Annotated in this window: 10 protein-coding genes; 5 read left to right on the forward strand and 5 right to left on the reverse strand. The window is 71.8% G+C overall.

What is annotated here, in order from left to right:
* Positions 1-112: 112 nt before the first annotated feature.
* The 3 genes from ABZ016_RS40885 to ABZ016_RS40895 all read left to right on the forward strand — a co-directional run bounded on the left by ABZ016_RS40885 (position 113) and on the right by ABZ016_RS40895 (position 2072).
* Positions 113-880, forward strand: coding sequence for a polysaccharide deacetylase family protein (locus tag ABZ016_RS40885; protein ID WP_356921864.1), 768 nt, complete (start codon positions 113-115; stop codon positions 878-880).
* 179 nt (positions 881-1059) lie between these two features.
* Complete coding sequence (locus tag ABZ016_RS40890; RefSeq protein WP_356921854.1) at positions 1060-1500, forward strand: SRPBCC family protein; 441 nt, start codon at positions 1060-1062, stop codon at positions 1498-1500.
* A complete protein-coding gene (locus ABZ016_RS40895; RefSeq protein WP_356921855.1) occupies positions 1497-2072 on the forward strand; it encodes a class I SAM-dependent methyltransferase in 576 nt (191 codons plus the stop codon). Before ABZ016_RS40890 ends, ABZ016_RS40895 begins: the two co-directional genes overlap by 4 nt.
* A 33-nt stretch (positions 2073-2105) precedes the next feature.
* Here the strand turns inward: ABZ016_RS40895 and ABZ016_RS40900 are convergent, their stop codons facing one another.
* The 5 genes from ABZ016_RS40900 to ABZ016_RS40920 form a co-directional block, all read right to left on the reverse strand.
* A complete protein-coding gene (locus ABZ016_RS40900; RefSeq protein WP_356921856.1) occupies positions 2106-3257 on the reverse strand; it encodes an XdhC/CoxI family protein in 1152 nt (383 codons plus the stop codon).
* 46 nt (positions 3258-3303) lie between these two features.
* Entirely contained in the window at positions 3304-4761 is a 1458-nt protein-coding gene (locus ABZ016_RS40905) for an NCS2 family permease (RefSeq protein WP_356921857.1), read from the reverse strand.
* 112 nt (positions 4762-4873) lie between these two features.
* Positions 4874-7270, reverse strand: coding sequence for a xanthine dehydrogenase subunit D (gene pucD / locus ABZ016_RS40910; protein WP_356921858.1), 2397 nt, complete (start codon positions 7268-7270; stop codon positions 4874-4876).
* A gap of 2 nt (positions 7271-7272) precedes the next feature.
* On the reverse strand, positions 7273-7845 hold the full coding sequence (locus ABZ016_RS40915; RefSeq protein ID WP_356921859.1) for a (2Fe-2S)-binding protein: 573 nt from the start codon (positions 7843-7845) through the stop codon (positions 7273-7275).
* Positions 7845-8735 carry a xanthine dehydrogenase family protein subunit M gene (locus ABZ016_RS40920; RefSeq protein ID WP_356921860.1) on the reverse strand — a complete coding sequence of 297 codons (891 nt, stop codon included), beginning with the start codon at positions 8733-8735 and terminating at the stop codon, positions 7845-7847. The genes ABZ016_RS40915 and ABZ016_RS40920 overlap by 1 nt, the downstream gene beginning before the upstream one ends.
* Positions 8736-9114: 379 nt before the next feature.
* On the opposite strand from ABZ016_RS40920, the gene ABZ016_RS40925 reads away from it, so the two are divergent.
* Together ABZ016_RS40925 and ABZ016_RS40930 are read left to right on the forward strand one after the other, a co-directional pair.
* Positions 9115-10788 carry a PucR family transcriptional regulator ligand-binding domain-containing protein gene (locus ABZ016_RS40925; protein ID WP_356921861.1) on the forward strand — a complete coding sequence of 558 codons (1674 nt, stop codon included), beginning with the start codon at positions 9115-9117 and terminating at the stop codon, positions 10786-10788.
* A gap of 154 nt (positions 10789-10942) precedes the next feature.
* Entirely contained in the window at positions 10943-11707 is a 765-nt protein-coding gene (locus ABZ016_RS40930; protein ID WP_356921862.1) for a hypothetical protein, read from the forward strand.
* Positions 11708-11994: the final 287 nt, after the last annotated feature.

Raw genomic sequence — 11994 nt, forward strand, 5'->3', positions numbered from 1 at the left:
CACTCGGCACCCTCTGCGTCCCGGCGCGGGTAACCCGGTGAAGAACCGAAAACTATGAACCGAGCGTATACACTCTTTGTATAGTCCCGGCATGCCTTCTCTGACCAAGAAGATGAAGAAAACGGGGATCGCGTTCCGAACGGCCGGGACGCTCGCGGTGACCGCCGCCCTGACCCTGGCCCTGAGCGGTTGCGCGGGCTCGGAGACCACGGCCCCCAGCGCCGCGCGGGCCCGGGCGGCGACGGACCTCCAGGCGGCACGTTTCGGCACCGTCGACTGCCGTGAGGTCAAGTGCATCGCGCTGACCTTCGACGCCGGGCCGAGCGAGCACTCCGCACGCCTGCTGGACATCCTGAAGGAGAAGCAGGTCCCGGCGACCTTCTTCCTCCTCGGCAAGCGGCACATCGAGAAGTACCCGGAGCTGGTGCGGCGGATGGCCGACGAGGGCCACGAGGTGGCCAGCCACACCTGGGACCACAGAATCCTGACCCGACTGAGACCCGAGGAGATACGCGAGGAACTGGAACGCCCCAACCGGGAGATAGCCCGCCTCACCGGCCGCCGCCCGACCCTGATGCGTCCGCCGCAGGGCCGCACCGACACCACCGTGCACGAGATCTGCCGCGAACTCGGCCTCGCCGAGGTGCTGTGGAGCGTGACCGCGAAGGACTACACGACGACCGACTCGGACCTGATCACCCGGCGGGTCCTCGCCCAGTCGTCGCGCGACGGGATCATTCTCCTGCACGACATCTACGACGGCACGGTCCCGGCCGTGCCGGGGATCATCGACGCGCTCAAGGAACGGGGGTACGTGTTCGTGACGGTCCCTCAACTGCTGGCGCCGGGGAAGGCGGAGCCGGGGAACGTCTACCGGTAGGGCTCGAACCCCCGGTGGCCGAAAAGGAGTCAGGGAGTCGCAGGCGCTGTCGCGCGCGGGAAGGGTGCGAGGGCGCCGAGAGGAGTACCCGTGCCGCACTCTGATCCCGGGTCTGGGCCAACCGGGTGAGCCGTGCACGGGCCGGGCCCTGAACAGCCGGGATTTCCTACGATCGTGACGTGGCGAAATTCCTGCTCGAGCGTACGGTCCCGCTGCCCCTCGACGAGGCCTGGCGGCGGATCACTCAGTGGCGGCGGCACGGCGAGGTGGTGCCGCTGACGACGGTCGGAGCGGTCCCGCCCGGACCGACCCGCCAGGGGACCCTCGTCGTGGCCCGCTCGGGCATCGGCCCGCTGTCCTTCGACGACCCGATGGAGGTCACAGTGTGGCAGCCACCCGAGGAGGGGGCGCCGGGGCTGTGCCGCCTGGAGAAACGGGGCCGGGTGGTGCTCGGCTGGGCGGAACTCGAAGTGCGGCCGGGGCCCGGGGGCCGCAGCCGCGTGGTCTGGCGGGAGGAGATCCACGTCCGGCCGCTGCCGTCACTCTTCGACGGCGTACTGCGCCGCTCTTCGCGGTACGTGTTCGGGCGGGCGCTGAACCACCTGCTCCGGACACCATGACCGCGGTCGAACGGGCCCGCTGGGAACACCACTTCGCCACGGGCCACGGCTTCCGCCACCCCGACGATCACGAACTCCGCCTCCTCACCGAGGCGGTGCCGCCTCGCCCGGGCGCCCAGGCCCTGGACGTGGGATGCGGACTGGGGACGTACGCGGCGGCCCTGACGGGCCTCGGCTACCGCACCCTCGCCGTCGACCGGGCGAACTCGGCGGTGGCCGCGTCACGTGACCGGTACGCGGACTCCGAGCCGGGACTACAGGTGCGCCGGCTGGACTTCGAGGACACCGACGCGGTGGCCGCCGCGCTTCCGTCGGCGGCCTTCGACCTGATCACCATGCGACTGGTCCTCGCCTTCATGGCGGACAAGCCGACCGTCGCGCAGCGGGTGCGAGACCTCCTCGCGCCCGGCGGGACATGGCTGGTGACGACACCACTGGCACCCTTCCTGCCCGAGCATCGCCGGCATATCGGGCTGACCCCGGAAGACATCGGCATCCTGACCGAGCCGTGGGCCGCGGGCCGCTGGTACGACCTGGAGGCCGGTCTGCGCTGTTTCGTGCTGCGTGCCTGACGGCTCGACAGCCATGTCCGCTGATGGGCCGTATCAGGCCACCGACCCGATCCGCCCCACCCCCCTCGCCCCCGGCTCGTGGTGGATCGGTGTGTGGGCGCCGGTCAGTGAGACCCCGCTGCCGCCGCGTCGGGCCGCGACGATCTCCGACGCGATCGACAGCGCCGTCTCCTCCGGGGTGCGGGCCCCGAGGTCCAGGCCGATCGGGGAGTGCAGGCGGCTCAACTCCGCTTCGGCGACGCCGACTTCGCGCAGACGGGCGTTGCGGTCCAGGTGGGTGCGCCGGGAGCCCATGGCGCCGACGTACGCCACCGGCAGGCGCAGCGCCAGTTTCAGCAGGGGCACGTCGAACTTGGCGTCGTGGGTCAGGACGCACAGGACCGTGCGGGCGTCGACGTGCGTGCGTTCCAGGTAGCGGTGGGGCCACTCGACGGCGATCTCGTCGGCTTCGGGGAAGCGTGTCCGGGTCGCGAAGACGGGGCGCGCGTCGCACACCGTGACGTGGTGGCCGAGGAACTTGCCGATGCGGACCAGCGCGGAGGCGAAGTCGATCGCACCGAAGACGATCATGCGGGGCGGCGGGACCGAGGACTCCACCAGGACCGTGAGCGGTGCTCCGCAGCGCGAACCCCGCTCGCCGATCTCCAGGGTGCCGGTGCGGCCGGCGTCCAGGAAGGCGCCCGCCTCGGCGGCGACCGTGCGGTCCAGCTCCGGATGGGCGCCGAATCCGCCCTCGCCGGAGCCGTCGGGGCGGACGAGGAGGGCCCGGCCGATCAGTTCCCGCGGGCCCGACACGATCCGCGCCACCGCCGCCGCCTCCCCTCGGGCGGCGGCGGTGAGCGCGGACGCGACCACCGGGCGGACCGGATCGGCGGCCCGTACCGGGGTGACCAGGACGTCGATGACGCCGCCGCAGGTCAGCCCCACGGCGAAGGCGTCGTCGTCGCTGTAGCCGAAGCGCTCCAGGACGGACTCGCCGTCCCGCAGCGCCTGTTCGCACAGGTCGTAGACCGCGCCCTCGACGCAGCCCCCGGAGACCGAGCCGATCGCCGTGCCCTCGGCGTCCACCGCGAGCGCGGCGCCGGGCTGCCTGGGCGCGCTGCCGCCGACGGCCACCACGGTGGCCACGGCGAAGTCACGGCCCTGCTCGACCCACCGGTTCAGCTCCTCGGCGATGTCCAGCATGTCTCGGTCTCCTTGGGGTTGCGCAGAGAGGCTGTGGCGAGGGGCGTCAGTGGACGCCCAGCCAGCTCTCGATCGGATGGAGGGCGAAGTAGACGAGGAAGACCACCGTCAGGACCCACATGAAGGCGCCGATCTCCCGCACCTTGCCCTGCGCGGTCTTGATGGCCACGTAGGAGATGACGCCCGCGGCGACACCGGTGGTGATGGTGTACGTGAACGGCATCAGCACGACCGTCAGGAACACCGGGACGGCGGTGGCCCGGTCGGCCCAGTCCACGTGCCGGGCGTTCATCAGCATCATCGCGCCGATGACGACGAGGGCGGCGGACGCGACCTCCTGCGGCACGATCGCCGTGAGCGGTGTGAAGAACAGGCAGGCCGCGAAGAACAGTCCGGTGACGACCGAGGCGAGTCCGGTGCGCGCCCCCTCGCCGACGCCGGTCGCCGACTCGATGAACACCGTCTGGCCCGAGCCGCCGGACACACCGCCGATCGCGCCGCCGGCGCCGTCGATGAACAGCGCCTTGGACAGGCCCGGCATCCGCCCCTTGTCGTCGGCGAGCTTCGCCTCGGTGCCGACGCCGATGATGGTGGCCATCGCGTCGAAGAACCCGGCCAGCACCAGTGTGAAGACGATCATGCCGACGGTCATCGCGCCGACCTCGCCCCAGCCGCCGAAGTCCACGTCCCCGAAGAGCGAGAAGTCGGGCATGGACATCGCGCTGCCGTGCAGTTCGGGCGCGCCGCCCGCCCACTGCTCGGGCGCGATGACGCCGGCGGCGTTCAGGATCGCGGCCACGACCGTGCCGCTGACGATGCCGATGAGGATGGCGCCCGGGATGTTCCGGGCCTGGAGCATGAAGATCAGGAGCAGGGTGCCGGCGAAGAGCAGCACCGGCCAGCCGGCCAGTTCGCCCGCCGGGCCGAGCGTGACGGGAGTGGCCTTGCCCTGGTGCACGAAGCCGGACTTGTAGAAGCCGATGAGGGCGATGAACAGGCCGATGCCCATGGTGATGCCGTGCTTGAGCGCGAGCGGGATCGCGTTCATGATCATCTCGCGCAGGCCGGTGACGACCAGCAGCATGATGACCACGCCGTACATCACGCACATGCCCATCGCCTGCGGCCAGGTCATCGCGGGCGCGACCTGGGAGGACAGCACTCCGGAGACGGACAGCCCCGCGGCGAGGGCGAGGGGCACCTTGCCGACGAAGCCCATCAGCAGCGTGGTGAGGGCCGCCGCGAACGCGGTGGCGGTGATCAGGGCCTGCTGCGCGAGGGTGTTCCCGGCCGCGTCCCTGCCGGACAGGATCAGGGGGTTGAGCAGGAGGATGTACGCCATCGCCATGAAGGTGGTGACGCCGCCGCGCACCTCACGCGCGACGGTGGATCCTCTGAGGGATATGTGGAAGTACCGGTCGAGCCAGGACCGGCCGGCCGGGACGCGGGTGCCTTCGCCCGCGTCTTCGGCTGTGGTCCTCGGCTCCAGCGACTGGTGGGTCATGATGCCGTCTCCCAAGTTTCGCAGGGGTTTGGGATGTTCACGACCCGGGGGACGGCCCGAGACGAACAAGTGGGTCCGGGGACGACGAGGCCCCCGGCGAGGGCTCTTCCGCTCAGCCCTCGGAGAGTTGCGTGCCGGTCAGGTGCTCGGGGCGGACCGGCGTCCTGTTCAGCTCCAGCCCGGTCGCCGCGCGGATCGCCGCGAGGACCGCCGGAGTCGACGACAGGGTGGGTGCCTCGCCGACGCCGCGCAGCCCGTACGGGGCGTGCTCGTCGGCGAGTTCGAGGACATCGACCGGGATGGTCGGCGTGTCGAGGATGGTCGGGATCAGGTAGTCGGTGAAGGACGGGTTCTTCACCTTCGCCGTCTTCGGGTCCACGACGATCTCCTCCATGACCGCCACGCCCAGGCCCTGTGTCGTGCCGCCCTGGATCTGGCCGAGCACGGACAGCGGGTTGAGCGCCTTGCCGACGTCCTGGGCGCAGGCCAGTTCGATGACCTTCACCAGGCCGAGTTCGGTGTCGACCTCGACGACGGCGCGGTGCGCGGCGAAGGAGTACTGGACGTGCCCGTTGCCCTGCCCGGTGCGCAGGTCGAAGGGCTCGGTCGGCCGGTGCCGCCACTCCTCCTCGACCTCGACGGTCTCGCCCTCCAGGACGTCGGCCAGGGCGGCGAGGACCTCCCCGCCGTCGGTGACGACCTTGCCGCCCTCCAGCAGCAGTTCGGCCGTCGCCCAGGCGGGGTGGTAGGAGCCGAACTTGCGGCGCCCGATCTCCAGCACCTTCTCGCGCACCAGCTCGCAGGCGTATCTGACCGCGCCGCCGGTGACGTACGTCTGCCGGGAGGCGGAGGTCGAACCGGCGCTGCCGACCCGGGTGTCGGCGGGGTTGATGGTCACCTGCGCGACGCCCAGCTCGGTGCGGGCGATCTGCGCGTGGACGGTGACACCGCCCTGCCCGACCTCGGCCATGGCCGTGTGGACGGTGACGACGGGCTCGCCGGCCACGACCTCCATCCGCACCTTCGCGGTCGAGTAGTCGTCGAAGCCCTCGGAGAAGCCGACGTTCTTGATGCCGACCGCGTAGCCGACCCCGCGTACGACGCCTTCGCCGTGCGTGGTGTTGGACAGGCCGCCCGGCAGCTGCCGTACGTCGGCACCCTCGCTGGACTCCCACTGGCGCTCCGGGGGCATCGGCATCGCCTTGACCCGGCGCAGGAGTTCGGCGACCGGGGCCGGGGAGTCGACCACCTGCCCGGTCGGCAGGAGCGTGCCCTGCTCCATTGCGTTGAGCCGGCGGAACTCCACCGGGTCCATGCCGAGTTCGGCGGCCAGCTTGTCCATCTGCGCCTCGTAGGCGAAGCACGCCTGGACCGCGCCGAAGCCGCGCATGGCGCCGCAGGGCGGGTTGTTGGTGTAGAGGGCGATGGCCTCGATGTCCACGTCGTCGATCACGTAGGGGCCGACGGACAGGGAGGAGGCGTTGCCGACGACCGCCGGGGAGGCGGAGGCGTAGGCGCCGCCGTCCAGGACGATCCGGCACTTCATGTGGGTCAGTTTGCCGTCGCGCGTGGCCCCGTGTTCGTAGTACAGCTTCGCCGGGTGGCGGTGGACGTGCCCGAAGAAGGACTCGAACCTGTTGTAGACGATCTTGACGGGCTTCCCGGTGCGGAGCGCCAGCAGGCAGGCGTGGATCTGCATCGACAGGTCCTCGCGGCCGCCGAACGCGCCGCCGACGCCGGACAGCGTCATGCGTACCTTGTCCTCGGGCAGGCCGAGGACGGGCGCGATCTGCCGCAGGTCGCTGTGCAGCCACTGGGTGGCGATGTAGAGGTGGACGCCGCCGTCCTCCTCGGGGACGGCGAGGCCGGACTCGGGGCCGAGGAAGGCCTGGTCCTGCATACCGAAGGTGTACTCGCCCTCGACGATGACGTCCGCGCGCTCGCGGGCCGCCGCCACGTCCCCGCGGACGATCGGCTGGCGGTGGACGATGTTCGGGTGCGGGACGTGGCCGACGTGGTGGTCGTCGCGGTTCTCGTGGACGAGGATCGCGTCCGGGGCGGTCGCGGAGGCCTCGTCGGTGATGACGGGCAGTTCGCGGTAGTCGACCTTGATCTTGGCGGCGGCGCGGCGGGCGGTCTCCGGGTGGTCGGCGGCGACGATCGCGACCGGCTCGCCGTGATGGCGGACCTTGCCGTGGGCGAGGACCGGGGTGTCCTGGATCTCCAGCCCGTAGTTCTTCACGGCCGTGGGCAGGTCGTCGTACGTCAGGACGGCGTGGACGCCCGGCAGGGCCAGGGCCTCGCTCGTGTCGATGGACACGATCTCGGCGTGCGCGACCGTGGAGCGGAGGATCTGGCCCCAGAGCATGTCCTCGTGCCACATGTCCGACGCGTACGCGAACTCGCCGGTGACCTTGAGGGTGCCGTCCGGGCGGAGGGTGGACTCGCCGATGCCGCCCTTGGTCCGGGAGCCCTGGGTGATCTTGGTGGGAGCGCCGTTGGCAGCCATCGTCAGACCCCCTGGGACTGCCGGGCGGCCGCCAGGCGGACCGCGTCCATGATCTTCTCGTAGCCGGTGCAGCGGCACAGGTTGCCCGACAGGGCCTCGCGGATGTCCGCGTCACTGGGGTTGGGGTTGCGCTCCAGCATCTCGTCGGCGGCGACCAGCAGACCCGGCGTGCAGAAGCCGCACTGGACCGCGCCGGCGTCGATGAACGCCTGCTGGATCGGGGCGAGCTCGGTGCCCTCGCCGGTCTGCGAGTCGGTGCCCTCGGCCTGCCACCGCTGCGCGTCCTTCAGCGACGTACCGCAGCCACCGGTCCCGCAGGACCGCTGCCTGGCGTGGTCGGCGAGCCCTTCGACGGTGACGACCTCGCGGCCCTGCGCCTGCCCGGCGGCGACCAGACACGAGCACACCGGCACCCCGTCGAGCCGGACCGTGCACGAACCGCACTCGCCCTGCTCACAGGCGTTCTTCGAACCCGGCAGGCCGAGTCGCTCCCTCAGCACGTACAGCAGGGACTCGCCCTCCCACACGTCGTCGGCTTCCTGCGGACGGCCGTTGACCGTGAAGTTGACGCGCATCAGGCAGCTCCCTCGATGGTGCGGCGGGCGCCGCGGTAGGACTCCCAGGTCCAGGTCAGCGTGCGGCGGGCCATGACGCCGACCGCGTGGCGGCGGTAGCTCGCGGTTCCCCGGACGTCGTCGATGGGGTTGCAGGCGGCGGAGCACAGGTCGGCGAACTGCTTGGCGACCGACGGGGTGACGATCTTCCCGTTGTCCCAGAAGCCGCCCTCCTCCAGTGCGGCGTTCAGGAACTCCTCGGCGGCCTTGGCCCGGATGGGCGTAGGGGCGGCCGAACCGATACCCGTCCGCACGGTCCGCGTCTCGGGATGCAGCGCGAGCCCGAACGCGCACACGGCGATGACCATCGCGTTCCTGGTCCCCACCTTGGAGAACTGCTGCGGCCCGTCGGCCTTCCTCACGTGCACGGCCCGGATCAGCTCATCGGCCGCCAGCGCATTGCGCTTCACGCCCTTGTAGAACTCGTCGATCGGGATACGGCGCGTACCGCGCACCGACTCGACCTCCACCTCGGCGCCCGCGGCGAGCAGGGCGGGGTGGGCGTCACCGGCCGGGGAGGCGGTACCGAGGTTGCCGCCGACGCCGCCGCGGTTGCGGATCTGCGGGGAGGCGACCGTGTGCGAGGCGAGGGCGAGACCGGGCAGTTCGGCGCGCAGGTTCTCCATGATCTTCGCGTACGGCACGGAGGCGCCCAGCCGTACGCTCTCCTCGCCGACCTCCCACTCGGAGAGCTCACCGACGCGGTTCAGGTCCATGAGGTACTCGGGCCGGCGGTGGTCGAAGTTGATCTCGACCATCACGTCGGTGCCACCCGCAATCGGCACAGCGGTGGGGTGCTCGGCTTTCGCGGCGAGCGCCTCCTCCCAGCTGGCGGGGCGAAGGAAGTCCATGACCGGCTCTCTTCTCCGTCTTCTCGTGGGGCGTTCAGATTGAGCCAATCCGTGTGCGGCGGTCCCGGCTCGTTCCTGTGCTGTTGACGCGTAGTGACCTCAGTACACCGCCCGGTACTCCGACGGGGTCAGTCACGGAAACCATGAAGGAGTTGGCTGGCCAGCGCGGGCATCTTGTAGATTCGTATGAACGGAGGCCCTCAGAAACCTCCTCGTTTTCCTGTGGAAACGCGCGACACGACCGCGTGACCTGGAGCACAGCAGGGGCCGGCACGGAGGGCGGGTACGCCTCGCTCACCTGCCCGACGAACAGACGTTCCCTCCGCACCCCACCAAGATCGACCATAGATTTCGAGACAAAAGAACGGCGGCGACGAGAATGCGGCTGCGCGCACTGCTGGACACGGACGCGCTGGGCCTCAAGCTGCTCGGCGGCGAGGACGAGCTGGACCGCACCGTGCGCGGTGTGATGACCACCGACCTCCGGGACCCCAGCCGCTACCTGTCGGGCGGCGAGCTGGTGCTCACCGGCCTGGCCTGGCGCCGGGACGCCGCGGACTCGGAGCCGTTCGTCCGGATCCTGGTGCAGGAGGGCGTGGCCGCGCTGGCGGCCGGCGAGGCCGAGCTCGGCGATGTGCCGGACGACCTGGTCGTCGCCTGCGCCCGCCACCGCCTCCCGCTCTTCGCGGTGCACGAGTCGGTGGCCTTCGCGACCATCACCGAGCACGTCGTACGGCAGGTCTCCGGGGAGCGCGCCGGGGACCTCGCTGCGGTGGTCGACCGGCACCGCCGGATGATGACCTCGGGCCCGGCCGGCGGCGGCCCCGATGTCGTCCTGGACCTGCTCGGCTCGGACCTGGACCTGCGGGCCTGGGTCCTGGCCCCCACGGGCCGGCTGATCGCGGGCTCCGAGGCCGGCGGACCGGCCCTGCCGGCCTCGGCGTGCGGCCGGCTGGCGGCGGAGCACCTGACCGCCACCCGCACCGGCCGCCGCGCGCCGCACCGCGTTCTCCTGGACGGCAGCACCTACTCCCTGTTCCCGATCCGCTCCACGGGCCGCTCCCCGCAGACCGCCCGCGACACGCGGGAGACCGTGCTGTCCGACTGGCTGCTGGCCGTCGAGGCGGACGCCGGGGACTGGGCGGAGGAGCGACTTGACCTGCTGCACGGCGTCACGCAGCTGATCGCGGTCGAACGGGACCGCCGGGACGCGGCCCGCACGGTCCGCCGCCGCCTCGCCCAGGAGGTCCTGGAACTGGTCCAGACGGGCGCGGCCCCGGCCGAGATCGGCGCCCGCCTGCGCGTGGCCGCCCCGGTGCTGCTGCCCGGCCTCGGCGCCGCGCCGCACTGGCAGGTGGTCGTGGCCCGCGTCGACTGGGACGGCGGGGGGATCGAGGCAGGCCCGGTGGCCCAGGCCCTGCTGGAGGAGATCCTCGTCGACCCCCTGGCGGCGGGCCCCGAGCACTCGGACCGGATCGCCGTGGCCCACACGGGTGAGGAGGCCGTCGCCCTCGTCCCGCTGACGGCCGTCTCCACGGAACACGACGGCTCGGAGACCGGCGTCCTCGCGGACGCGCTCCTGGAGTCCGTACGGGACCCCCTCACGGCGGGCCTCGACGACGACGGGCACCTCACCCTCGGGGTCAGCGCGGCGGTGCACTCCGCTGAGGGCCTGCGCGGCGCGCTGGAAGAGGCCCGCCACGCACGGCGCGTCGCCGCCGCCCGCCCCGGCCGGGTCTGCGCGGCGGGCCACCAGGAACTGGCCTCCCACGTCCTCCTCCTGCCCTTCGTCCCCGACGACGTCCGCCGCGCCTTCACGGCCCGCCTCCTGGACCCCCTGCGCGACTACGACCGCCGCCACCGGGCCGAACTCATCCCCACCCTGGAGGCCTTCCTGGACTGCGACGGCTCCTGGACCCGCTGCGCCACCCGCCTCCACCTGCACGTCAACACCCTGCGCTACCGGGTGGGCCGCATCGAGCAGCTGACGGGCCGTGATCTGTCACGGCTGGAGGACAAGCTGGACTTCTTCCTGGCCCTGCGGATGAGCTGACCCGGCCCCGGCAACCGATCACGCCGTGTGTCCCACGACTTTGTGAAATCCTTCACCCACCCCCTTGGCCCGGCACCGGGATTCGTGCTGAGATGCCGCCACCACTCAACAGCTCGATGGCGTGCTCGGGGAGGGCAACGTGGCGCATACCGCCATGTCTGGTAACGGAACGACCGCAGGTGACGATCCCCTCCAGACCGCGGTATGGCGGCTGCGCTCACGCGCCTGCTGGGCCGACGCCGCCGCCCTGCTGCTACCGGCCACCCCCGCGGCGGCGCTGCAACGCGCCTCGCTGCTGGTGGAGCGGTGTCTGTACACCGAGCAGGGCTGGGAGGAGGCCGAGGACGCCCTGCGCACGGCCGAGGCACTGGCCCACAGCGACGACGAGCGGGGCGCGGCCGCTTGTGAACGCGGGTACTTGGCCTACGCGGCGACGCTGCTCGCGGTCCGCGACCGGGCCGACGAGGCGCGGGCGGCGCTGGGGAGGGCGGCGGCGCTGATCCCTCCGGGGGCTCCGCAGCGGGCCCTGCTGGACTTCCGCCGGGGGTTGCTCGCGGAGAACCTGACGCTGGCCCCGCAGGCGGCGCGGGCCGCGTATCGCCGCGCGCACGCGGGGGCGACGGCGCATCCCGATCCGTTGCTGCTGTCCTTCACATGGCGCCACCTGGCCGGACTCGCCCTACGGGAGGGGGAGTTGGCGGAGGCGAGGCATGGTTTCGCCGAGTCGTTGCGGATCCGTGAGGAGCTGGGGTATCTCGTGGGCACCGCGCCGGCGCTGGTGTCGCTGGCCGACACGGAGACCGAGCCGGAGGCGTCCCGGTTGCGGGCGGAGGCTCGGAGGTTGTTCCGGTTGCTCGGGGGTGTGCCGACGTGGCTGGCCCGGCAACTGGCTGCGGCACCGCCGGCTGCGACGGCTTGACGTCAGGTACCCGGCGTTGTCGCTAGGGGCGGGGCGTTGCGCAACTCGGCGCCACGAGGTGCCGCTGCGCCCACCCGTGCCGCCCTTAGCGGCACGATTGCCCGCAGCTAAGCGGGACAGCGGCCCGCAGCTAAGCCGGAGCGCGCCTGCACCCGCCGACGCACGGAAGGGGACGTGTCGGGGGGTGTCCGCCCGCAGCGGTTGGCGCGTCAACGCCAGTCAGTCGGTAGGTGACCCCATCGCGCCGTTCCGAGGACGGACACCCCCCGGCGCGGCCCCGACCCACC

The organism is Streptomyces sp. NPDC006372, from assembly GCF_040612515.1.
In the GTDB taxonomy this organism is placed as follows: domain Bacteria; phylum Actinomycetota; class Actinomycetes; order Streptomycetales; family Streptomycetaceae; genus Streptomyces.

Bases quoted from the DNA above. Each gene is read 5' to 3' on its own strand.
- ABZ016_RS40930 (WP_356921862.1), top strand. From the start codon at position 10,943: ATGTCTGGTAACGGAACGACCGCAGGTGACGATCCCCTCCAGACCGCG.
- ABZ016_RS40900 (WP_356921856.1), bottom strand. From the start codon at position 3,257: ATGCTGGACATCGCCGAGGAGCTGAACCGGTGGGTCGAGCAGGGCCGT.
- ABZ016_RS40905 (WP_356921857.1), bottom strand. From the start codon at position 4,761: ATGACCCACCAGTCGCTGGAGCCGAGGACCACAGCCGAAGACGCGGGC.
- ABZ016_RS40915 (WP_356921859.1), bottom strand. From the start codon at position 7,845: ATGCGCGTCAACTTCACGGTCAACGGCCGTCCGCAGGAAGCCGACGAC.
- ABZ016_RS40885 (WP_356921864.1), top strand. From the start codon at position 113: ATGAAGAAAACGGGGATCGCGTTCCGAACGGCCGGGACGCTCGCGGTG.
- ABZ016_RS40895 (WP_356921855.1), top strand. From the start codon at position 1,497: ATGACCGCGGTCGAACGGGCCCGCTGGGAACACCACTTCGCCACGGGC.
- pucD (WP_356921858.1), bottom strand. From the start codon at position 7,270: ATGGCTGCCAACGGCGCTCCCACCAAGATCACCCAGGGCTCCCGGACC.
- ABZ016_RS40925 (WP_356921861.1), top strand. From the start codon at position 9,115: ATGCGGCTGCGCGCACTGCTGGACACGGACGCGCTGGGCCTCAAGCTG.
- ABZ016_RS40920 (WP_356921860.1), bottom strand. From the start codon at position 8,735: ATGGACTTCCTTCGCCCCGCCAGCTGGGAGGAGGCGCTCGCCGCGAAA.